Here is a 19,581-nt window from a genome sequence, read left to right on the forward strand (position 1 = left end):
ATTCCGTTGAATGGCGGGGCGGGTCGTGGCAGGGGACGCCGTGAACCCATCCCTGGGGGCTTGGTCGCCGCATCCATGCGGCTCACGCCCCTGCCACCGGACCCACCCCGCCCTTGACCGTTTCCCGCCTGCTGTCGGAATGGCGTCATGCACCGCCGCGGTAGGTGTCGACCTTGGTCGACTCGGTAGCGCCGGGCCATGCCCGGCGAGCGCGCAGCGCGGCATGAGAAAAGGGTCAGAGCCCTTTTCCATGGGAAAGGGATCTGACCCCGCGCTCAACCGCGCTGGCGCACGGCTTCGAACAGGCTGACGCCGGCGGCGACGGAGACGTTCAGGCTTTCGATCTCGCCCGGCATCGGAATCTTGACCAGGCCATCGCAGTTCTCGCGGGTCAGGCGGCGCAGGCCATCGGCCTCACCGCCCAGCACCAGCGCGATGTTGCCCTTCAGGTCCAGGTCGTACAGCGAGGCGGTCGCCTCGCCGGCCAGGCCGTAGATCCACACGCCCTGCTTCTGCAGGTCCTTCAGGCAGCGCGACAGGTTGGTCACCGCCACCACCGGAATGCGGTCGGCGGCGCCGGCCGAGGTCTTGCGCACGGTGGCGTTCACCGTGGCCGACTTGTCCTTGGGAATGATCACCGCAGTGGCACCGGACGCTGCCGCCGAACGCAGGCAGGCACCCAGGTTGTGCGGGTCCTGCACCTCGTCCAGCACCAGCAGCAGGGCCTTGCCCTCTGCAGCGGTCACCAGCCCTTCCAGCTCGTTCTCGCTGTAGGTGCGGGCGGCGGCATAACGCGCGGCCACGCCCTGGTGGCGCACCGAACCGCCCACGCCGTCCAGCGCCTGGCTGTTGACCTTGCGCACGTCGATGCCCTTGCGGCGGGCGTTCTCTTCGATTTCGGTCAGGCGCGGGTTCTTCGCACCGGCCTCGACCAGCACTTCGCGGACGTTGTCGGCGTCGTTCTCGATGGAGGAGGCGACGGCGTTGACGCCGACGATCCACTGGCTGTTCTTGCTCATGCGGGCGGGGACCGGAAAGGGGGTGGCTATGGTAGAGCATCGGCGGGCCGGGCGCTGCGGCGGGCCCTCCGTAGAGCCGAGCCAGCGCTCGGCTGTCCTGGGTTCAGGCTGCGGCGACCCGCCAGCCGAGCGTGAGCTCGGCTCTACAGAGTGTCATCGGCTGCGCGGCGGCCAGTGCGGGGTGTCGTGGTCGGGGTGCTGGTGGGACACGATCGTGGCCAGGAACGCGAGGGCAGCGACGTCGTCCTCGGTGCGCCTGGCCGGCAGGCTGGCCAAGGTGTCGACGAACGGCAGCTTGTGCTCCACCCCGTACTGGAGGGTGGGCGGCAGGCGTTCAGGCTGGTCGAAGGCCCCTGCCGCCACTGCCACGCCGTCTGGCGCCTCGTAGGTCAACGGCGTGCCGCAGTCGGCGCAGAAGCCGCGCCGCACCACGTTGGACGACTGGAAATAGCGCGGCTGGCCTCGGGTCCAGCTGAACTGCACCCCGCGCACCGAGACCAGCGGTGCGTAATAGGCGCCGAACGCCTTCTGGCACATCCGGCAGTGGCAGATCGAACTGTCGGTCAGCTCACCGCGCGCCTGGAAGCGGATCGCGCCGCACTGGCAGCCGCCGCTGTACTCGGGTTGGCCCTGCATGGTGGGTTCCTCCGTAACGGCGTGCCAACCAAGGTTGGCACCCACCGGGTGAGGTGGGTGCCGACCGTTGGTCGGCACACCTTTCAATACTGCTTCTTGGTCCGCTTGGCCGGCTTGCCGCGCTCGGGCAGCGGCGGCAGGCCATCGCCTTCGTCCTCTCCCTTGTGCTCGACCAGGCGGAAGTCGATCTTGCGCTCTTCCATGCTGGCCTTCAGCACCAGAATCCGCACGCGGTCGCCGAGCCGGTAGCTGCTGCCACGGCGTTCGCCGGTCAGCGTCTTGCGGGTCGCGTCGAACTTGTAATAGTCCTGCGGCAACTGGGTGACATGTACCAGGCCCTGCACCTTCGACTCGTCCAGTTCCACGAACAGGCCGAAGCTGGTCACGCCACTGATCACGCCGTCGAACTGGCCGCCCACGTGCTTTTCCATCCACGCCGCGCGGTAACGCTCGTCCACTTCGCGCTCGGCCTCGTCGGCGCGACGCTCACGCTCGGAGCACTGCAGCGCCAGCGCAGCCATCTCGCGCGCGTTGTAGGTGAACGTATCCAGCGGCTTGCCCGACAGCGCGTGCTTGATCGCGCGGTGCACCAGCAGGTCCGGATAGCGACGGATCGGCGAGGTGAAGTGCGCGTAGGCTTCCAGCGCCAGACCGAAGTGGCCCTGGTTGTCCGGGCTGTAGATGGCCAGGCTCTGGCTGCGCAGCAGCACCGATTCCAGCAGCGTGGCATCGGGACGGTCGCGGATCTTCTTCAGCAGCTTGGTGTAATCGCCCGGGCGCACCTTCGACCACGGCGGCAGGCTCAGCTTGAACTCCTTGAGGAATTCGAGCAGGTCGGCGTACTTGGTTTCCGGCGGCTTCTCGTGGATGCGGTACGGCGCCGGTACGTGGCGCGACAGCAGGTACTTGGCCGCCTCCACGTTGGCGGCGATCATGCATTCTTCGATCAGCTTGTGTGCATCGTTGCGCACCAGCATGCCGGCCTGGGTCACTTCACCGCGGTTGTCCAGCACGAAGCGCACTTCGCTGCTTTCAAATTCGATGGCACCCCGCTTGGCGCGTGCCTTGGCCAGCACCTTGTACAGCTGGTGCAGGCGCTGCACCTGCGGCAGCAGATCGCCAATGACGGCCTTGGCGCCGGCGTCATCCTCACCCACCGCCTGCCAGACCTGGGTGTAGGTCAGGCGCGCATGCGAGTTCATTACTGCTTCGTAGAAGCGCGAGTGGCTGACCACGCCGTCACGGTCGATCTGCATGTCGCAGACGAAGCACATGCGGTCGACCTTGGGCATCAGCGAACAGATGCCGTTGGACAACGTCTCCGGCAGCATCGGCACCACGAAGCCCGGGAAATACACCGAGGTGGCGCGCTTCTGTGCCTCCTCGTCCAGCGGCGTGCCGGGGCGAACATAGTTGGAGACATCGGCGATGGCCACCACCAGGCGGAAGCCGTCGGCGTTCGGCTCGCAGTACACCGCGTCGTCGAAGTCCTTGGCGTCCTCGCCATCGATGGTGACCAGCGGCGTGCTGCGCAGGTCGACGCGGTTGCCGATCATCGCCGGCTCCACCACCAGCGGCACCGAGGCGGCTTCGTCCAGCACCTCCTGCGGGAACTCGAACGGCAGTTCATGGCCGTGGATGGCCGTTTCCACCACCAGCGAGGCGGTCAGCTTGTCGCCGAGCACGGCGATGATGCGGCCGATGGGCGGGCGGCGGCTGTCCGGGGCCTGGGTCAGTTCGCAGACCACCAGCTGGCCATCGCGCGCGCCACCGGTCTGGTCCGGCGGCACCTGCACGTTGCGCTGGATCCGCTTGTCATCGGGCACCACGTAGTTGATGCCCATCTCGACGCTGAAGCGACCGATCAGGCGGGTCATGCCGCGCTCGAGCACGCGGGCGATGCTGCCTTCGCGGCGGCCGCGATGGTCGATACCGCTGACGCGGGCGAGCACCTTGTCGCCGTGCATCACCTTGCGCATTTCATACGGCGGCAGGAACAGGTCGTCGCCGCCCTCGACCGGGCGCAGGAAGCCGAACCCTTCCGGGTTGGCGATCACCACGCCGGTGACCAGGTTCAGCGTCTGGATCGGGGCGAAGCCGCCGCGGCGGTTCTGCACCAGTTGGCCATCGCGGACCATCGCGCCGAGCCGGCGCGACAGCGCCTCGGCCCGGTCCGGAGCGGTCAGGCCCAGGCGCGCGCCCAGTTCTTCGGCGGTCTGCGGCCCTTCGCAACGCTCCAGCAGCGCCAGGATGGCCTCGCGGCTGGCGATGGGCTGTTCGTACTTCTCGGCTTCGCGGGCGGCATAGGGATCGTTGATCACCTTGCCGGTCGGCGGCAGCTTGCGGCCCGGGGCCGGGCCCGGTGCGCTGGCCTCTGCGCTGCGGACCTTGCGGCCGCGTGGCGGCGCACCGCCTTCATTCAATTCGGGGAACCAGCCCGGCAGCGGCTTGCCCGGCTTGGTGGTGCGGGCTGCGCCCGCCTTGGCGCCCTTCTTCGGGGCCTGGCTGCGGGACTTGCTCCCGCCCTTGCTTGGTTTTTTGGTAGTCATCGCCCTACATGGTAGCCGGTGATGGCGTGCAGAACGGGTCAGGGGGCACCCTGAAGGCGTTGGATGAAATAATTTCAGGAAGTCGTTGACAGCCCCCGGATTCATCTTCACAATTGCGCCTCTGGAACGCCCAGGTGGCGGAATTGGTAGACGCACTAGTTTCAGGTACTAGCGGGTAAAACCGTGGAGGTTCGAGTCCTCTCCTGGGCACCAACGAAAAAACTCCTCGCTTCGGCGGGGATTTTTTTTGCCTGCAATCCGGCGCTCTGGCCCTGGGGTCAGAGCCCCTTTTGCAAGCGAAACGGGATCCGACCCCGGCGCTGCAAAAGGTGTTGACACCCCCGTAACAACACCCCATAATCTCGCTCCTCGACGCCCAGGTGGCGGAATTGGTAGACGCACTAGTTTCAGGTACTAGCGGGTAAAACCGTGGAGGTTCGAGTCCTCTCCTGGGCACCATGTCGAGAATGAGAAAAACCCGCGAAAGCGGGTTTTTTCATGCCCGGAATCCGGCATCAGAACAGTGGCCGCAGCACCAGCTCAAGCCCGAGCAACAGCAGGAACCCAAGGAAACAGGCGCGGAACACCCGCGCACTGATGCGCTGCCGGATCACCTGCCCCAGCCACATGCCCAACAGCGCCGGCAGCACCGCCACTGCGCTCAGGCCCAGCTGCTGGATGCCGAACGCACCATGCAGCACCAGCCCGAAGGTCAGCGAGATCGTCGACACGGTGAACGCCAGCCCGAGCGCCTGCACCAACTCCTCGCGCTGCAGCCCCAGCGATTGCAGATACGGGACCGCCGGCATCACGAACACACCGGTCGCGCCGGTGACCACACCGGACAACGCGCCGACCAGCGGCCCCAGCCAGCGCTCGCGCCGCTGCGGCACACGGAACACCGGCGCGATCAGCGCGTACAGTGCATACACCACCAGCGCCATGCCCAACGCTGCACGCGACCAGGTGCGGTCCACCCGCACCAGCAGCGCGGCGGAGCCGAGCGTCACCACCACCACCGCCAGCATCATCGGCCACAGCCGCCGCACGGTATGGCCCAGCGATGGGCCGGACAACAGCTGCCACGCATTGGTGACGAAGGTGGGAATGAACAGCATCGAGGCTGCCGCCACCGGCGACAGCGCACCGCCCAGCAGGCCCATCGCCACCGTCGGCAGGCCCATGCCGGTCACGCCCTTGACGACGCCGGCCAGCACGAACACCACCACCAACAGCACGTAGAAATACGTTGTCTCGTTCATGCCCTCATTGGATCGGGCGGACCCTCGGCGCACAATGCGGTCTTCCCGCCCCTGCCTTCGGCTGATCCGAAGGCGCCGGCGTTTCGATGAGGGCACCCCCATGCGGATGGATATCGCCGACCTGCGCCTGTTCCTGGCGATTGCCGAGGCCGGCAGCATCACGGCCGGCGCGGCGCAGGCGAACCTGGCACTGGCCTCGGCCAGCGAGCGCCTGCGCATGATCGAGACCGATGCCGGCACCGCACTGTTGAACCGCCACCCGCGCGGCGTCAGCCTGACCGAAGCCGGCGCCGCCCTCGCCCACCACGCGCGGCTGATCCTGCAGCAGCAGGCGCAGCTGCGCGGCGAACTGCAGGCATTCGCGCACGGCGCGCGCGGCACCCTGCACCTGTATGCCAACACCGCCGCACTGACCCACTACCTGCCCGTACGCCTCGCACCGTGGCTGGCCGAGCGCCCGCGCCTGCATGTGGAGCTGCTGGAACGCACCAGCCCGGAGGTCGTGCGCGCGATCTGCGCCGGCCAGGCCGAGGCCGGTATCATCAGCGACGCGATCGACGCTGCGGGCCTGCAGCGGCATGTGGTCGCCGAAGACCCGCTGGTGATGCTGCTTCCGGCCGCTCATCGTTTCGCTTCGCGCCGCAGCGTGTCCTTCACCGACGTTGCCGGCGAGACCTTCGTTGCCCTGGCCGATGGCAACGCATTGCAGACCTACATCGAAGACCAGGCCCGCGACATCGGCCACCGCCTGGACATGCGCATCCGCATGAAAACCTTCGAAGGCGTGTGCATCATGGTCGGCCACGGCATTGGTGTCGGCATCGTGCCGCGCACCGTTGCCCGCCTGCATCGGCGCAGCACGCACACCGTCGCGGTGCCACTTGCCGATGCGTGGGCACAACGCCGTCTATGCGCCTGTTTTGCCGAGTGGACGCAGCTGTCGCCGGCGATGCGCAGCCTGCTGCAACACCTGGGCGTGCAGCCACAGAAAAAACTGTGAAATCTTGTTGACACACTCTCTGTCGTACCGCACAATTCATCTCCTGAGTCGCCCAGGTGGCGGAATTGGTAGACGCACTAGTTTCAGGTACTAGCGGGTAAAACCGTGGAGGTTCGAGTCCTCTCCTGGGCACCACGACTCAAGATGATCAAACCCGCGAAAGCGGGTTTTTTCGTTTCGGCGTTCGGGAATGACGCACCGGCAGTAGATCCACGCCATGCGTGGATGCGCTCCAGACAAAAACCCCGCCTTGCGGCGGGGTTTTGCGTTTCAACGGCAATGATCGATCAATGGCCGCCGGCAGACGCCGCACCGGCACCGGCGCCGAACGGCGGCTTGGCCAGCCACAGGAACGCGATGATCGCCAGGAAGATCCAGCCCAGCAGGAAGAAGATGTCGTTGAAGCCCATCTGCGATGCCTGGTGGTTGATCATGTTGTTGAGCACCGCTGCGCCATGCTGCAGGTCACCCTGCCCCATCGCTGTCACCTGGTCCTGCATGCCCGGCTGATAGGCCGAGATGTGTTCGGTCAGGTCGGCATGGTGCACCTGGGTCCGACGCGCCCACAGCCAGGTCGTCAGCGATGCCGCGAAGCTGCCGCCCAGCGTACGCAGGAACGTGGCCAGCCCGGAGCCCGCCGCGATCTCGCGCCCATCCAGGTCCGACAGCAGGATCTGCAACACCGGCATGAAGAACAGCGCGACACCAATACCCATGATCAGCTGCACGCCGGCCACGTGGGTGTAGTCCACCTGCAGGTTGAAGTTCGAACGCAGGAAGCTGGTGAAGGACAGGAACACGAAGGCCACCGAAGCGATCATGCGCATGTCGAAGCGCGAGGCGTACTTGCCCACGAACGGGGTCATGATCACCGGCAGGATGCCGATCGGCGCGGTCGCCAGGCCCGCCCAGATCGCCGTGTAGCCCATGTCACGCTGCAGCCATTGCGGAATCAGCAGCGAGACGCTGAAGAAGGCCGCGTAGGCCACCACCATCGCCAGCGTACCGGCGCGGAAGTTGCGGTGGCGGAACAGCTTCAGGTCGACAATCGGGTCCTTGTCGGTCAGTTCCCAGATCAGGAACACGGTCAGGGCTACCACCGCCACGCAGGCCAGTACCACGATCTTCATCGACGAGAACCAGTCCTCATCGTTGCCCAGATCGAGCACCAGCTGCAGCGCGCCGACACCGATCACCAGGGTGACCAGGCCGACGTAGTCCATCTTCGGCTTCTCGATCTGCTCCGGGCGGCCCTTCAACTGGCTGCCCACCACCAGCGCGGCGAAGATGCCCAGCGGCACATTGATCAGGAAGATCCATTCCCAGCTGTAGTTGTCGGTGATCCAGCCACCGAGGATCGGGCCGCAGATCGGTGCCACCACCGTGATCATCGCGAGCAATGCCAACGCCTGCCCGCGTTTCTCGCGAGGGTAGATCGAGACCAGCAGCGACTGCGTGATCGGATACATCGGGCCGGCCACGAAGCCCTGCAGCGCACGCGACAGCACCAGCATGCCCATGCTCTGCGCCAGGCCACACAGCAGCGAGGTGATGACAAAGGCCAGCGTGGCCCAGACGAACAGCTTGCGTTCGCCGAAGCGACGGCTGAGCCAGCCGGTCAGCGGCAGCGCGATGGCGGTGCTGACCGCGAACGAAGTGATGACCCAGGTCGCCTGCTGCGAACTGGCGCCGAGATTACCGGCGATGGTCGGCAGCGAGACGTTGGCGATGGTGGTGTCGAGCACCTGCATGAACGAGGCCATCGCCAAGCCCACGGTGCACAGGGCGACGCTGGGCGGCAGGAACCCGGAGGCCGCACCCGGCGCCGCCGGTGCACCCGGAGCGCCGGGCGCGGCTGGAGCTTGTGCGGACATGGCGACCTCAGCCCACCTTCGCCTGCTGCTGCGGCAGGTTGCCCTGGATGATCGTGTGGATCACCTCGTCGGCATCATGCAGCTGCTTGGCATACACGTCGGTGTCGAACACCGTGCCCTTGGCCGGAGCGCTCGGCAGCACTTCACCCTTCTGGTCACGCAGACTCACTTCGGCCTTCATCGACAGGCCGATGCGCAGCGGATGCTCGGCCAGCTGCTTGGCATCGATGGCGATGCGCACCGGCACGCGCTGCACGATCTTGATCCAGTTGCCGCTGGCGTTCTGTGCCGGCAGCAGCGAGAACGCCGAGCCGGTGCCCAGGCCCAGGCTCTGGATGCGACCCTTGTACTTCACGTCACCGGCGTACAGGTCCGACTTCAGCTCCACTTCCTGGCCCAGGCGCATGTGGCGCAGCTGGGTTTCCTTGAAGTTGGCTTCCACCCACATCTGCTCGGTCGGTACCACGGCCATCAGGGCGTTGCCCGGCTGCACGCGCTGGCCGACCTGCACCGAACGACGGGCGACGTAGCCGGTGACCGGCGCGACGATGCCGGCGCGGGCGTTGTTGAGGAAGGCCTGGCGCAGCTGCGCGGCAGCGGCCTGCACGTCCGGCTGGGTGGCGATCACGGTGTCGTCGACCAGCGCGCGGTTGCGCTCGACGGTCTCGCGCGAACCGGCCACGGCCGCTTCGGCGGCGGCCAGCTCATCGCGGGCGTGGGCCAGTTCTTCGTTGGAAATGGCGCCGGTGGCGGCCAGGTCCTTGCGGCGGGCGAAGTCGTCGCGCACGCGCTTCAGAGTCACCTGGCGGGCGTTCAGGTCGGCCTGCGCGCCTTCCACGCTGCGGTACAGACCGCGGGTCTGGCGCACCGTCTTGGCCAGGTTGGCTTCGGCCTGCTGCAGCGCCACCGAGGTGTCGGACGGGTCCAGCTGCACCAGCAGCTGGCCGCGCTCCACGCGCATGCCGTCATCGGCGTTGATGGCGACCACGGTACCGGCCACCAGCGGGGTGATCTGGACCTGGTTGCCCTGCACGTAGGCATCGTCGGTTTCTTCGAACCAACGGCCGAACATGAAGTACCACAGCGCCAGTGCGGCCAGCAGCAGCACGACGATCACGAACAGGCCGCGCAGCAGGTTGCCGCGGCGGTTGGGGGCGGCCGGGGCCGCGGTGTCTTGGGTCTGGCTCATGGCAGGGGTCTTCAGGAATGCGAGGAATCGGAATGGGAGGCGATCGGTGCGCGGTCGGCGTCAGCGGGCTGGAAACCACCGCCCAGCGCCTTGCTCAGGCGCACCGAGGCCTGCACCTGCTGCGACTGCAGGCCGGCCAGCTGCTGCTGCGACTGCAACAGCGTGGACTGCGCGGTCAGCACGTCCAGGTAGCTGCCGATGCCGGCGCGGTAGCGCTGCTGGGCAAGGTCGAAGGCCGAGCGTGCGGTGTCCACGGCCTGCTGCTGCGAGTGCGCCTGCTGCGCCAGCGAACGCACCGCATTGACCTGGTCGGCCACATCGCGCAGCGCGTCGAGCACGGCCTGGTTGTAGTTGGCCACGGCCAGGTCGTACTGCGCATCGGTGTTGGCCAGGTTGGCGCGCAGCTTGCCGCCCTCGAAGATCGGCAGGCTCAGTGCCGGGCCGATGTAGGCGAAGGTGGAACTGCTCTTCAGCAGGTCGCCCACGTTCGGCGCGACCACGCCGGCCAGCGCGGTCAGGTTGAAGCTCGGGTAGAACTTGGTCTTGGCCACCTTGATCTGCTTGTCAGCCGCTTCCACGCGCCAGCGCGCAGCGACGATGTCGGGGCGACGGCCGAGCAGTTCGCTGGGCAGCACGCCCGGCAGCTGCAGCGCCATCGGGTTCAACGGCTGCGGGCGCTGGATCGACAGGCCACGGTCCGGGCCCTTGCCGACCAGTGCCGCCAGTGCGGTGCGGGCCGCGTCGATGCGCTGCTGCGCGGCCTGTACCTGCTGCTGCGCGGCCGGCACGCGGGCTTCGGCCTGGCGCACCTGCAGGTCGCTGTCGATGCCGGCGCTGCGGCGCTGGCGGGTCAGTTCCAGCGACTTCTGCGAACGGGTCAGCTCTTCTTCGGCCACATCATTGAGCTGCCAGGCGTAGGCCAGGTCGGCATAGGCCTGGGTGATGCCGGTGGACAGGTTCAGGCGGGCGGCCTGCGCTTCGACCGTCGCCGCGTGCGCGCCATCCACCGCCGCTTCCCAGGCGGCGCGCTTGCCGCCCCACAGGTCCACGCCATAGCTGAAATCGAAGGCGACCTGGCTGCTGCCGCCGTAGCGGCCGCCCATCTCGCTGCCGACCATCGACTCGGGCAGGCGCAGGCCGGTATAGCCACCGGACACCGACAGGCTCGGCAGCTCGTCGGCGCGCGCGGTACCGACCTGGGCCTGGGCCTGGCGCAGGCGCGCATCGGCGGCGTCCAGGCTCGGATGACCGGCCAGGCCTTCGGCGACCAGCGCGTCCAGCTGGGCATCACCCAGCGCCTTCCACCAGTCCTGCGCCGGGAAGCCGGTGGCGCTCAGGTCGGTATCGGCCAGGGTGCGTTCGCTGTGCAGGCTGTCCACGTCGAGCACGTGGCCCTGCGGGGTGAGGCCACGGCTGCTGGCGCAGGCGGCCAGGGCCAGGGCCAGCGCTGACACCAGCAGCGCGCGCCCGGACCGGCGGAGAGGAGAATGCGGGATCGGGTTCATGGGGTCGTCAGGGAATCGCGGATTCGGGTGAGGAGGGACAGCAGCAGCGTGCGCTCGTCGGCGGAAAGATCACGCAGGGCGTAATCCATCACCGCGTCGCCGCGCAGCTTCAGCCGCGCCCACAGCGCACGGCCTTCATCGGTCAGCACGATCTGCAGCGCACGACGGTCCTGGGCGTGCGGTTCGCGGCGGACACAGCCCAGCGCTTCCAGCTTGTCCAGCAGGCGGGTCACCGCGCTGGGTACCTGGTCGATGGCTTGGGCCAGCTCGTTGGCGGTGCACGGGGCCATGTGCGAAAGCACCTTCAGCCCGATGTAGTGGGTGAAGCCGATACCGAGATCTTCTTCAGCCATGGATGTGTCGAGTTGCCGGACCAGGCCGTCGCGCACCTGGCGCAGCAGCAGGCCGAAGCTGGGGGGAGTGGTTGCAGGACAGATCATGGGGGAGCATTCTCTTCCAAAAAAAATATTTCTCAATGGAAATATTCGATCTGGCATCGAATGCTGTGTTGCAGCAGTGGGCTGGATCGGTGAAGGCGCCTACCTTAATGATCTGCTCAGGTGGCCCGGTAGTACAATTCAGCCAATGGATGACACTTTTACGCCAGCGGACATGATGAACAAGGCAGAAATTCCCCCTCCCAAGCGGCTGCTGCGGGACGACGCGCTGGACTGGTTCGAGCGCAACGATGGCCCACCGGTGGTCGGTTTCCGCTTTGACAGCCCGCAGGGGCTGGTGCGCGAGGTGGACTGGCACCACCACCAGCGCGCCCAGTTGATCTGTGTCGAACGCGGCCTGCTGACGACCCGGACCTCGCACGGGACCTGGTCGCTGGCGCCGGGCTCGGCCGGCTGGATGCCGCCGCTGGAACCACACACGGTCACTCTGGACGGCCCGCTGCGCGGCTGGGGCATGGCGCTGGCGGCGCCGGCCTGCGCCACCCTGCCCTCCGACCCCTGCGTGCTGGGCCTGTCCAAGCTGGCCCAGGCCTTGGCCGACCGCATCTGCGACTGGCCGCTGGGCTACGACACCACGCCCGAGCGCCAGCACATCATCGAGGTGCTGCTGGACGAGATCCGCACCGCGCCGCGCCAGCGCATGCACCTGCCGATGCCGCACGACCGGCGCCTGCTGAAGATCGCCTCGCAGCTGCTGGCCGACCCGTCCGACGAGCGCAGCCTGGCCGAATGGGCGCACTGGGCCGGGCTGTCGCCGCGCAGCCTGACCCGCCACTTCCGCGACGAGACCACGCTCAGCTTCGCCCAGTGGCGGCAGCAGGCGCGCCTGGCCGAGGCCCTGCGCCAGCTGACCGATGGCCGCAGTGTGGCCGACATCGCCCACGCGCTGGGCTTCAGCAGCGCCAGCGCCTTCGTTACCGTGTTCCGCCGCCACTTCGGGCTGCCGCCCGGGCGCTACCTGGCGCGGGCCGGGCACGGGCTGGAAACCGGGCTGGACCCGGCGCGTGGCTTGGCATCCCCGGCCGCATCCGGATAATCACAGGATTGCGAGCGGCGACCGCCGTCGCCGCCTCCCGACATAGGTAACAACGCCGCATGACCGAACTTGCCCGCCCCGTGTTCCACGGATTCGAACAACTGCCGTTGCGCGAGTACGCCGAACGCGCCTACCTGGACTACTCGATGTACGTGGTCCTGGACCGTGCCCTGCCGTTCCTCGGCGACGGCCTGAAGCCGGTGCAGCGCCGCATCATCTACTCGATGAGCGAGCTGGGCCTGAATGCCGCGTCCAAGCCGAAGAAGTCCGCGCGCACCGTCGGTGACGTCATCGGTAAGTATCACCCGCACGGCGACAGCGCGTGCTACGAAGCGCTGGTGCTGATGGCACAGCCGTTCTCGTACCGCTACCCGCTGATCGAGGGCCAGGGCAACTTCGGCTCCAGCGACGACCCGAAGTCGTTCGCGGCGATGCGTTACACCGAATCCAAGCTGACCCCGATCGCCGAAGTGCTGCTGGGCGAACTGGGCCAGGGCACTACCGACTGGGCGCCGAACTTCGACGGCACCCTGCAGGAACCGACCTGGATGCCGGCGCGCCTGCCGCACCTGCTGCTCAACGGCACCACCGGCATCGCCGTGGGCATGGCCACCGACGTGCCGCCACACAATCTCAACGAGATCGTCAGCGCGCTGCTGCACCTGCTGGACAACCCCGAAGCCACTGTGCGCGACCTGTGCGAGCACGTGCAGGGGCCGGACTACCCGTCCAGCGCAGAAATCATCACCGCCGCCAACGATCTGCGGAACATGTACGAGACCGGCAACGGCAGCGTGCGTGCGCGTGCGACCTTCACCAAGGAAGCCAACAACATCGTGGTGACGGCGCTGCCGTTCCAGGTGTCGCCGTCGAAGGTGATCGAGCAGATCGCCGCGCAGATGCGCGCCAAGAAGCTGCCGTGGCTGGAAGACATCCGCGATGAGTCCGACCACGCCAACCCGGTGCGTGTGGTGCTGGTGCCGCGCTCGAACCGTGTCGACGCCGAGCAGCTGATGGGCCACCTGTTCGCCACCACGGACATGGAGCGCAGCTACCGCGTCAACCTCAACGTGATCGGGCTGGACGGCCGTCCGCAGGTGAAGAACCTGAAGATGCTGCTCAGCGAATGGCTGACCTTCCGCAGCAACACCGTCACCCGCCGCCTGCAGCACCGCCTGCAGAAGGTCGAGCGCCGCCTGCACCTGCTGGAAGGCCTGCTGGTCGCCTTCCTCAACCTGGACGAGGTGATCCACATCATCCGTACCGAGGACGAACCGAAGGCGGCGCTGATCGCGCGCTTCGAACTGTCCGAGGAACAGGCCGAGTACATTCTGGAAACCAAGCTGAAGCAGCTGGCCCGCCTGGAAGAGATGAAGATCCGTGGCGAGCAGGACGAGCTGGCCAAGGAACGCGAGAAGATCCTCGGCATCCTCGACAGCAAGGCCAAGCTGAAGAAGCTGATCCGCGACGAACTGACTGCCGATGCCAAGAAGTTCGGCGACGCCCGCCGCTCGCCGCTGGTGCAGCGCCAGGCCGCGCAGGCCATCGACGAGACCGAGCTGGTGCCGAGCGAGCCGATGACCGTCGTGCTGTCGGAGAAGGGCTGGATCCGCGCCGCCAAGGGCCACGACGTCGATGCGTCCGCGCTGTCCTACCGCGATGGCGACGCGCTGCAGGGCGCGGTGCGCGCACGCAGCACCCAGCAGGTCGCGTTCCTCGACAGCGAAGGCCGCGCCTATTCGACGCCGGTGCACACCCTGCCCTCGGCGCGCGGCAACGGCGAGCCACTGACCGGCCGCTTCTCGCCGGCCCCGGGCACCAGCTTCGTGACCCTGGCCAGCGCCGAACCGGACACCCGCTTCGTGCTGGCCTCTACCCACGGCTACGGCTTCGTCACCCGCTTCGAGAACCTGATCGGCCGCAACAAGGCTGGCAAGGCGATGCTGAACCTGTCGTCCGGCTCGTCGGTGCTGACCCCGTCGGTGGTGGCGAACGTGGCAACCGACCGCATCGTCGCGGTGACCAGTTCGGGCAACCTGCTGGCGATTGCCGCCAACGACCTGCCGGAACTGGACAAGGGCAAGGGCAACAAGATCATCGAGATCCCCAAGGCCAAGCTCGCCACCGAACGCGTGGTCGCCATCGTGGCGATCAGCCCGGGCCAGACCCTGCAGGTGCGCAGTGGCCAGCGCACCATGGGGCTGAAGTTCAACGAGCTCGACGCCTACCTCGGCGCCCGCGCCACGCGCGGCCACCTGCTGCCGCGCGGCTGGCAGAAGGTGGAAGGCCTGTCGGTGGAGTAAGCGGTAGTGCCGGCCGCTGGCCGGCAACTGCTGGATGTTGCTGCGATCCAACGTTGCCGGCCAGCGGCCGGCACTACCGGAATCCAGGGACGTCAGACACGAGAAAGCCGGGGCATTCCCCGGCTTTTTCGTTGTCGGCTGGCGGGCGGCGGAGCGGCTGGCTGGCGAAGGCTGGCTGGCGGTGCTCCGGTGCTGGCGGGCGACAGAACGTTGTGCTCCTGGTAGAGCCGACTGCCAGTCGGCTGCTCTACCGGAAAGCAGCCGACCAGCGGTCGGCCCTACCGAGCGCGGTGCGGGCTCAGTGCGCCGGAGCGCCGTTGCCGTCGATCTTGCTCAGCTGGTACAGCTCCAGGCCGATGCGCTTGATCAGGCCCAGTTGCTGCTCCAGCCACCAGGCGTGGTCTTCCTCGGTGTCCTTCAGCTGCGCCAGCAGGATGTCGCGGCTCACATAGTCACCGTTCTCTTCGCACAGCTTCATGCCGGCGGCAAGATTGTTCCGAACGGCGTATTCAGTATCCAGATCCTTCTGCAGCATCTCCTCCACGGTCCTGCCCGGCTCGGTGGCATGCGGGCGCATGTCCGGGTCGCCACCCAGGAACAGGATCCGGCGCAGCAGCGCGTCGGCGTGCTGGGTTTCCTCTTCCATCTCGTGGTTCAGGCGTTCGTACAGCGCGAACAGGCCCTGGTCCTCGTAGCGGCGGGAATGGATGAAGTACTGGTCGCGGGCAGCGAGTTCGCCGCGCAGCAGTTCCTTCAGGCAGGCGATGACGTCCGGGTTGCCTTTCATGGGGGGCTCCTGTGAATCGATGTGACATAGGGTGCCGCATTTCAAAATACGGTGATCTAATCGGAATCAGTCGCAGTTGCGCCTGCGGCTACAATCGACCCACGAGTTCGGAAAGGACGTGCGATGCGACGTACATGGCGTTGGATGCTGGGCGTGCTGATCGCCATCGTGCTGGCCACCGTCCTGGTCCTGTGGCTGCTGCTGCGCGGCAGCCTGGCCGACCTGGACGGCGAGCGCCCCCTGCCCGGCCTGGCCGGGCCGGTCACCGTCGAGCGCGATGCGCTGGGCGTGGTCACCATCACCGCCGGCAGCCAGGCCGATGCCATGCGTGCACTGGGCCGCGTGCATGCGCAGGAACGCTACTTCGAGATGGACCTGATGCGGCGCAGTGCCGCCGGTGAGCTGTCGGCCCTGTTCGGGCCAAAGGCCATCGAGGCCGACAAGCGCATGCGCGTGCATCGGCTGCGCGCACGCACCGAGGCGAACATGCAGGCTGCGCTGGGCGGCAACATCGAAGCTGTGAGCGCCTATGTCGGTGGGGTCAATGAGGGCCTGGCCGATCTCTCCGTGCGCCCCTGGGCCTACCTGCTGCTGCGGCAGGCACCGCAACCGTGGCAGGCCAGCGACAGCGTGCTGGCCGGGCTGGCCATGTATGCCGACCTGCAGGACCCGGACAACCGTACCGAGCTGGCGATGAGCCGCATCCGTGCGGTGGTGCCGCCGCCGCTGTACGCCCTGCTTGCCCACGATGGCACCGAATGGGATGCCCCGCTGTTCGGGCAACCGACCGGCAACGCCGCCCTGCCCGACGCCAGCCAGCTCGATCTGCGCAGCCTGAAGGCAACGCCGGGCACCGCGCAGGACGAGGCCGACGTCGTTGGCAGCAACAACTTTGCCGTGGCCGGTGCGCTCACCGCCGACGGCCGTGCAATCGTCGCCGACGACATGCATCTGGGCCTGCGCGCACCGGGCCTGTGGTTCCGGGTGCGGCTGCGCTATCCCGACCCGCAGGCCGCCGGCGGCCAGGTCGATGTCAGCGGCTTCTCGCTGCCCGGCCTGCCGGCGGTGATCGTCGGCAGCAACGGCCACATCGCCTGGGGCTTCACCAACAGTTACATCGACACCGCCGATTACCGTACGGAACCGGCCAACGCCGCCGTTACCGTGCATCAGGAGCGCATCGCCGTGGCGGGCCAGGCCGACGTGGTGTTTCCGGTGCGCGAGACAGCCTGGGGACCGCTCCTGCACACCCATGTCGATGGCAGTGGCGATGCCCTGCGCTGGGTGGCCCATCTGCCCGGCGCAGTACGCCTGGATTTCAGCGATCTGGCCCGCGCCGGTGATCTCGATGGCGCCCTGCACTTCGCCGACCACGCCGGTATCCCCGCGCAGAACCTGGTGATCGCCGACCGCAGCGGCCGCATCGCCTGGCGCCTGATCGGTGCGCGTCCGGATCGCGGACCCGGCTGCGCACCCGCCGGCTTCACCGCCGCCAGCAACCAACAGTGCGCGCCATGGCCGCTGCGCAGCGACGCCGCACCGGCCTTGATCGACCCGCCAGGCCATCGCCTGTGGACGGCCAACGGTCGCGTGCTCGACGGTGAGGCGCTGGCCATCGCCGGTGATGGTGGATACGACCTCGGCGCACGTGCGCGCCAGATCCGCGATCTGCTGGCGATGCAGGAGCGTTTCGACGAACACGATCTGCTGGCGATCCAGCTCGATGACCGTGCGGTGTTCCTGCAGCGCTGGTGGGCGCTGCTGCACGACGTCATCGAGCGCAGCGACGATCCGGCACTGAAGCGGTTGAAGGCGGCCAGCCACCAATGGGGCGGCCGCGCCTCGGCCAGTTCGGTGAGCTACCGGGTGGTGCGCGAATTCCGTTCGAACGTGATGGACACGCTGTCCGCGGCGCTGCTGGCGCCTGCCCATGCGCAGCTCGGCGAGGACTTCCTGGAGCCGCGCCTGGCGCAGCTGGAAGGCGTGGCCTGGCCGATGCTGCAACAGCGCCCGGCCAACCTGCTGCCACCGGCATACGACAGCTGGGACGCGCTGCTGCTCGATGCTGCCCGGCGTACCGAAGCTGAGCTGTCACAGCAAGGACCGCTGGCCCAACGTACCTGGGGCGAGCGCAATACCGCGGCGATCTGCCACCCGATCGCACGCGCGCTGCCCGGGTTCGCCAAGCGCTGGCTGTGCATGCCGGCCGACCGCCTGCCCGGCGACCGCGACATGCCGCGCGTGCAGACGCCGAACTTCGGCGCCTCCCAGCGCATGGTGGTATCGCCCGGCCACGAGGCCGACGGCATCGTGCACATGCCCGGCGGCCAGAGCGGGCACCCGTTGTCGCCGTACTGGGGCGCCGGCCACGAAGACTGGGTGCATGGCCGCCCGACCCCATTCCTGCCCGGCAAGGCGCAGCACACCATGACGCTGGTGCCAGCGCGCTGACGGCGGCGCTCACATGCCCACGCGGCGCTACCGGGTCAGCTTCTACGCCGCTCGATCAGGTTCAACAGCGGCCCGGTCATCGCCGTGGTCACCAGCGCCATGATCACCAGCACGGCAAACAGGCGGTCGCCGAGCAGCCCCAGCTCGTAGCCCAGGTTGAGCACGATCAGCTCCATCAGGCCACGGGTGTTCATCAATGCACCCAACCGCCAGGCTTCACGCGTGGGCATGCCGGCACTGCGCGCCGCACTGAAGGTGCCCAGCAGCTTGCCGGCCGTGGCCACCACGATCACCACCACGCACAGCACGATATCGCTGGCCTGCAGCGCATCGGCACGCATGCGCAGGCCGGTCATGGCGAAGAACAGCGGCAGCAGCAGCGTTACCGCGAACGGTTCGACGCGGGCCATCAGCAGCTCGCGCAGCGGCGTGTTGGACGAGACCGCCACGCCGGCGGCGAACGCACCGAACAAGGCGTGGATGCCGAGCATTTCGGTAACCAGCGCGCTGGCCAGCGACAGCAGCAGGATGCCCAGCAGCCAACGCCCTTCGCGGCCCGCTGCGATCTGCTGGCGGGCGAACCACGGCTTCACCAGCCCCAGCATCAACGCCACGAACGCCACCACGCACAGCAGGTTGAGGCTGGCCGGCAGCCAGCCGCTGGCCTGGGCCGCGGCAACGATAAGCGCCAGCAGGCACCACGCGGTGGCGTCGCCCAAGGCGGCGCAGGCGATGGCGGTCTGGCCCAACGATGTCTGGGTGATGCCACGGTCGGCGAGGATGCGCAGCAGCACCGGGAACGCGGTGATGCTCATCGAGATGCCGACAAACAGCGCGAATGCGGTGAAGCCCACTCCCTGCGGGCCATGTTGCGGGTACAACCAGATCGCCAGCGCGACGCCAAGCACGAACGGCACCGCGATGCCGGCATGGCTGACCGTGAAGGCAAAACGCCGTCGCCCGCGCAGCGCAGCCAGATCCAGCTCGGCACCGGCCACCAGCAGGAACATCAGCACGCCCAGCTGGCTGAGCATGCCCAGCGGCCCCAGCGAAGTGGCCGGGAACAGCGCCCCATGCAGCTGCGGCAGCACGCTGCCCAGCACCAGTGGGCCCATCATCAGGCCGACCGCCATCTCGCCGATCACCGCCGGCTGGCCCAACCGCTTCAGCAGCGCGCCGGCGCCCTTGGCCACCAGCAACAGCACCAACAGCTGCAGCAGGAACAGGCCCAGGGGAGAGGCCAGATGCTGCGCCCAGCCGCCTTCGGTGGCGGCGGTGGCACGAGCCACCGCCTGCGGTGCATCGGGCCCGGCATAGCGGGCCAGCAGCACGCCGGCCAGCAGTGGCACGCCGGCCCAGGCCAGATAGCGCCAGCCCCATTTCATCGGCGGCGCCGGGCTCCCGCGCGGTACGTCCATGAACATTCCCCAATGTGCAGGGCGCCGATGATACGTCGCAGAAAGGGGATGGAGGGGATTGAGTTCTCCTTGTGCTCGCCGGGCGTGGCCCGGC

At 67.7% G+C, this 19,581-nt stretch carries 14 protein-coding genes and 3 tRNA genes; 7 read left to right on the plus strand and 10 right to left on the minus strand.

What is annotated here, in order from left to right; all coding sequences use genetic code 11:
- Positions 1 to 275: 275 nt before the first annotated feature.
- The 3 genes from rlmB to rnr form a co-directional block, all read right to left on the minus strand.
- The gene (gene rlmB / locus AC5YGJ_RS00005; protein WP_107230358.1) at positions 276 to 1,019 is read right to left on the minus strand and encodes a 23S rRNA (guanosine(2251)-2'-O)-methyltransferase RlmB; all 744 of its coding nucleotides are present in this window, start codon (positions 1,017 to 1,019) and stop codon (positions 276 to 278) included.
- 153 nt (positions 1,020 to 1,172) lie between these two features.
- Positions 1,173 to 1,655, minus strand: coding sequence for a GFA family protein (locus AC5YGJ_RS00010; RefSeq protein WP_496185372.1), 483 nt, complete (start codon positions 1,653 to 1,655; stop codon positions 1,173 to 1,175).
- A gap of 83 nt (positions 1,656 to 1,738) precedes the next feature.
- The gene (gene rnr / locus AC5YGJ_RS00015; RefSeq protein ID WP_496185373.1) at positions 1,739 to 4,204 is read right to left on the minus strand and encodes a ribonuclease R; all 2,466 of its coding nucleotides are present in this window, start codon (positions 4,202 to 4,204) and stop codon (positions 1,739 to 1,741) included.
- 128 nt (positions 4,205 to 4,332) lie between these two features.
- Here rnr and AC5YGJ_RS00020 point away from each other — a divergent pair.
- Together AC5YGJ_RS00020 and AC5YGJ_RS00025 are read left to right on the plus strand one after the other, a co-directional pair.
- Positions 4,333 to 4,417, plus strand: a tRNA-Leu gene (locus AC5YGJ_RS00020).
- A gap of 161 nt (positions 4,418 to 4,578) precedes the next feature.
- Positions 4,579 to 4,663: transfer RNA gene (locus AC5YGJ_RS00025), tRNA-Leu, on the plus strand.
- A gap of 56 nt (positions 4,664 to 4,719) precedes the next feature.
- On the opposite strand, the gene AC5YGJ_RS00030 is transcribed toward AC5YGJ_RS00025, so the two are convergent.
- Positions 4,720 to 5,466 carry a sulfite exporter TauE/SafE family protein gene (locus AC5YGJ_RS00030; RefSeq protein WP_496185374.1) on the minus strand — a complete coding sequence of 249 codons (747 nt, stop codon included), beginning with the start codon at positions 5,464 to 5,466 and terminating at the stop codon, positions 4,720 to 4,722.
- 100 nt (positions 5,467 to 5,566) lie between these two features.
- Between AC5YGJ_RS00030 and AC5YGJ_RS00035 the strand changes: the two genes are divergently transcribed.
- Both AC5YGJ_RS00035 and AC5YGJ_RS00040 read left to right on the plus strand, forming a co-directional pair.
- Positions 5,567 to 6,466: a LysR family transcriptional regulator gene (locus tag AC5YGJ_RS00035; protein WP_496185375.1), complete on the plus strand. Its 900-nt coding sequence runs from the start codon at positions 5,567 to 5,569 to the stop codon at positions 6,464 to 6,466.
- 50 nt (positions 6,467 to 6,516) lie between these two features.
- Positions 6,517 to 6,601 (plus strand) — tRNA-Leu (locus tag AC5YGJ_RS00040).
- Positions 6,602 to 6,753: 152 nt separating this feature from the next.
- Here the strand turns inward: AC5YGJ_RS00040 and emrB are convergent.
- The 4 genes from emrB to emrR are packed head-to-tail and all read right to left on the minus strand — an operon-like array spanning position 6,754 to position 11,474.
- Positions 6,754 to 8,340, minus strand: a complete 1,587-nt coding sequence (gene emrB / locus AC5YGJ_RS00045; RefSeq protein WP_496185376.1) for a multidrug efflux MFS transporter permease subunit EmrB — start codon at positions 8,338 to 8,340, stop codon at positions 6,754 to 6,756.
- 7 nt (positions 8,341 to 8,347) lie between these two features.
- Positions 8,348 to 9,529: a multidrug efflux MFS transporter periplasmic adaptor subunit EmrA gene (gene emrA / locus AC5YGJ_RS00050; RefSeq protein ID WP_249844566.1), complete on the minus strand. Its 1,182-nt coding sequence runs from the start codon at positions 9,527 to 9,529 to the stop codon at positions 8,348 to 8,350.
- A gap of 11 nt (positions 9,530 to 9,540) precedes the next feature.
- Complete coding sequence (gene emrC / locus AC5YGJ_RS00055; RefSeq protein WP_496185377.1) at positions 9,541 to 11,034, minus strand: multidrug efflux transporter outer membrane subunit EmrC; 1,494 nt, start codon at positions 11,032 to 11,034, stop codon at positions 9,541 to 9,543.
- The gene (gene emrR / locus AC5YGJ_RS00060) at positions 11,031 to 11,474 is read right to left on the minus strand and encodes a multidrug efflux system transcriptional regulator EmrR (RefSeq protein ID WP_249844568.1); all 444 of its coding nucleotides are present in this window, start codon (positions 11,472 to 11,474) and stop codon (positions 11,031 to 11,033) included. The genes emrC and emrR overlap by 4 nt, the downstream gene beginning before the upstream one ends.
- A gap of 172 nt (positions 11,475 to 11,646) precedes the next feature.
- On the opposite strand from emrR, the gene AC5YGJ_RS00065 reads away from it, so the two are divergent.
- Positions 11,647 to 12,528: a helix-turn-helix domain-containing protein gene (locus AC5YGJ_RS00065; protein ID WP_181358661.1), complete on the plus strand. Its 882-nt coding sequence runs from the start codon at positions 11,647 to 11,649 to the stop codon at positions 12,526 to 12,528.
- Positions 12,529 to 12,587: 59 nt separating this feature from the next.
- Complete coding sequence (parC, locus tag AC5YGJ_RS00070; protein ID WP_249844569.1) at positions 12,588 to 14,831, plus strand: DNA topoisomerase IV subunit A; 2,244 nt, start codon at positions 12,588 to 12,590, stop codon at positions 14,829 to 14,831.
- A 298-nt stretch (positions 14,832 to 15,129) separates the two neighbouring features.
- Here parC and bfr read toward each other — a convergent pair whose 3' ends face one another.
- Positions 15,130 to 15,618 (minus strand): bacterioferritin, encoded by a 489-nt coding sequence (gene bfr / locus AC5YGJ_RS00075; protein ID WP_107230348.1) that lies wholly within the window; start codon positions 15,616 to 15,618, stop codon positions 15,130 to 15,132.
- Between the two features lie 123 nt (positions 15,619 to 15,741).
- Between bfr and AC5YGJ_RS00080 the strand changes: the two genes are divergently transcribed.
- A complete protein-coding gene (locus AC5YGJ_RS00080; protein ID WP_496185378.1) occupies positions 15,742 to 18,069 on the plus strand; it encodes a penicillin acylase family protein in 2,328 nt (775 codons plus the stop codon).
- 35 nt (positions 18,070 to 18,104) lie between these two features.
- Here the strand turns inward: AC5YGJ_RS00080 and AC5YGJ_RS00085 are convergent, their stop codons facing one another.
- A complete protein-coding gene (locus tag AC5YGJ_RS00085) occupies positions 18,105 to 19,493 on the minus strand; it encodes a cation:proton antiporter domain-containing protein (RefSeq protein ID WP_496185379.1) in 1,389 nt (462 codons plus the stop codon).
- Positions 19,494 to 19,581: the final 88 nt, after the last annotated feature.

Source organism: Stenotrophomonas sp. CS3K5, assembly GCF_059515225.1.

What these genes read in the sequence shown, in the direction of transcription:
- emrR (WP_249844568.1), bottom strand. Translation starts at nt 11,474, where the DNA reads ATGATCTGTCCTGCAACCACTCCCCCCAGCTTCGGCCTGCTGCTGCGC.
- parC (WP_249844569.1), top strand. Translation starts at nt 12,588, where the DNA reads ATGACCGAACTTGCCCGCCCCGTGTTCCACGGATTCGAACAACTGCCG.
- AC5YGJ_RS00030 (WP_496185374.1), bottom strand. Translation starts at nt 5,466, where the DNA reads ATGAACGAGACAACGTATTTCTACGTGCTGTTGGTGGTGGTGTTCGTG.
- AC5YGJ_RS00010 (WP_496185372.1), bottom strand. Translation starts at nt 1,655, where the DNA reads ATGCAGGGCCAACCCGAGTACAGCGGCGGCTGCCAGTGCGGCGCGATC.
- rlmB (WP_107230358.1), bottom strand. Translation starts at nt 1,019, where the DNA reads ATGAGCAAGAACAGCCAGTGGATCGTCGGCGTCAACGCCGTCGCCTCC.
- emrC (WP_496185377.1), bottom strand. Translation starts at nt 11,034, where the DNA reads ATGAACCCGATCCCGCATTCTCCTCTCCGCCGGTCCGGGCGCGCGCTG.
- AC5YGJ_RS00085 (WP_496185379.1), bottom strand. Translation starts at nt 19,493, where the DNA reads ATGTTCATGGACGTACCGCGCGGGAGCCCGGCGCCGCCGATGAAATGG.
- emrB (WP_496185376.1), bottom strand. Translation starts at nt 8,340, where the DNA reads ATGTCCGCACAAGCTCCAGCCGCGCCCGGCGCTCCGGGTGCACCGGCG.
- bfr (WP_107230348.1), bottom strand. Translation starts at nt 15,618, where the DNA reads ATGAAAGGCAACCCGGACGTCATCGCCTGCCTGAAGGAACTGCTGCGC.
- emrA (WP_249844566.1), bottom strand. Translation starts at nt 9,529, where the DNA reads ATGAGCCAGACCCAAGACACCGCGGCCCCGGCCGCCCCCAACCGCCGC.
- AC5YGJ_RS00035 (WP_496185375.1), top strand. Translation starts at nt 5,567, where the DNA reads ATGCGGATGGATATCGCCGACCTGCGCCTGTTCCTGGCGATTGCCGAG.
- AC5YGJ_RS00065 (WP_181358661.1), top strand. Translation starts at nt 11,647, where the DNA reads ATGATGAACAAGGCAGAAATTCCCCCTCCCAAGCGGCTGCTGCGGGAC.
- AC5YGJ_RS00080 (WP_496185378.1), top strand. Translation starts at nt 15,742, where the DNA reads ATGCGACGTACATGGCGTTGGATGCTGGGCGTGCTGATCGCCATCGTG.
- rnr (WP_496185373.1), bottom strand. Translation starts at nt 4,204, where the DNA reads ATGACTACCAAAAAACCAAGCAAGGGCGGGAGCAAGTCCCGCAGCCAG.